General features: G+C 65.0%; 1 protein-coding gene. It reads right to left on the bottom strand.

Annotation, left to right across the window (positions count from 1 at the left end; all coding sequences use genetic code 11):
- On the bottom strand, nucleotides 1-1,731 hold a 1,731-nt coding region (locus AC097L_RS23620; RefSeq protein ID WP_479589177.1), incomplete at both ends, for a hypothetical protein.

The raw sequence follows: 1,731 nt of genomic DNA, 5'->3' as shown, positions 1-1,731 counted from the left end.
CGTTGCGCACACCCAGCTGGTCGCTGGGTTCGCCGCCCTGTACATAAAACAGGTTGACCGCACCGCCTGCAAAGTTGGCTGAGTCCAGGTCGCTGAGGCTGATGGCGGCATCAATGACCTGGGGCGTGGCGTTGATCAGGTTCTCGGCAAAAGTTACGCTGCCGGTAAAGTCGCTGAGCACCGGGTTTTGCTGGCGTGCCAGTTCGGCCGCAGAGCCCAGGATTTGCTGCGTGATCTCGAAGGTGGCGTTACCGCCGTCTATGGTGGGCACATGGTCGGTGTAGGCCACCACGAAGTTGCCGCTGCCCAGGTCGGCAATGGCGGGCTGGTATTCCTGGTTGCTGCCGGTGGCCGTAGCGGTGGGCAGCTTGCGCTGGCCGTCAATGGGTGTGCCGGATGCGTCGTACTCACGGATGTACACGTCGTTGTAGCTGCCCGCACCGGTGAGGTCGTAGTTGTCGTTGTAAAAGCTGACCACAAAGCCGCCGGTAGACAGGCCGGTCACGCTGGGCTGGTACTGGCCGCCTTCAGTGGTTTCGTTCACCCGGAACTCGCCACCCACGGCCGTGCCTGCGGCGTTGTAGCGCTGGCCGTAGACCCCGGCACTTGCACCGTCCTGGCTGTCCGAGCGCCACACGATCACAAAGCCGCCATCGGACAGGGTGGCCACATCGGGCTCGTACTGGGTACCGTCGGTGACGCTGTTGACCAGGAAGCTGCCTGAGAGCAGGCCGGTCGCGGCGGTGTAGCGCTGGGCATAGACCCCTTGGCCGCTGCTGTCGTTGCCGCCCTGGTCGGTCCACACGATTACCAGGTCGCCATTGCTCTGCGAGGCAACGCGCGGGTAGAGCTGGTTCCCGACCTGGGCTGTTGCAGCCCCTGGCGTGGTGCTGACGCGCACCTCCCCCCCTAGCTTGGCCCCGCTGTTGTCAAAACGCTGCAGGTAAATGTCGTAGCCATTGCCGCCGGTGTTGCCGCTGGAGGCCCACACGGTGGTGAAACCACCCACTACCGCACCCGCACCGGCATAGCCCGCTACATCGCTGTACTGCTGGGTGCTGGCGGTGGTGGTGTTGGCCACAAAGTTGGCACCCACCGTGGCACCGGTGCTGCTGTAGAGCTGGGCAATCACGCCCTGGCCGCTGCCGTCCACGCCACTGGCATCGTCCCAGGTGATGACGAAGCCGCCATTGCTCAGGGCCGCCACGTGGGCACCGTCTTGTGCGGCGGCGGTGGCGGTGTTGGCGCGGAACTCGGCCCCGATGGCCACGCCCTGGGCGCTGAAATGCTGGCCGTACACGCCGTAGGTGTTGTTGGCATCCTGGTCGTAGGACTGCCAGACGATGACGTAGCTGCCGTCGGTGAGCACGGCAATCTGCGGCTCGCCTTGGGTGTTGGTGGTGAAGGTGTTGACCTGCGATTCGCCATACACCACCGGCGCGCCGTCCAGGCTGGGGGTGACGGTGATCTGCACTGTGGTGGCGTTGCTGCTGCCGCCGTCTCCGTCGGAGACGCGCAAACCCACAGTGCGGACGCTGGTCGGGCTGGACGAGGTGCTGCCATAGGTGAGGTTTTGCAGCAAGGCCTCGACGGCGCTGAGGCTGGCACCGGCATTCAGGTTGATTTGCAGATTTGCCCCGTTGCTGCCGCCGCTGATGCTGCCAATGCTGGTGCCGCCATAGCTGATGTTGGCCCCGCTGACCCCGATTTGCCCGGCCGCCGTGCCGACGT

Source organism: Rhodoferax sp. RT5P35, assembly GCF_056521385.1.
This window is presented reverse-complemented; position numbering and strand designations above follow the sequence as displayed.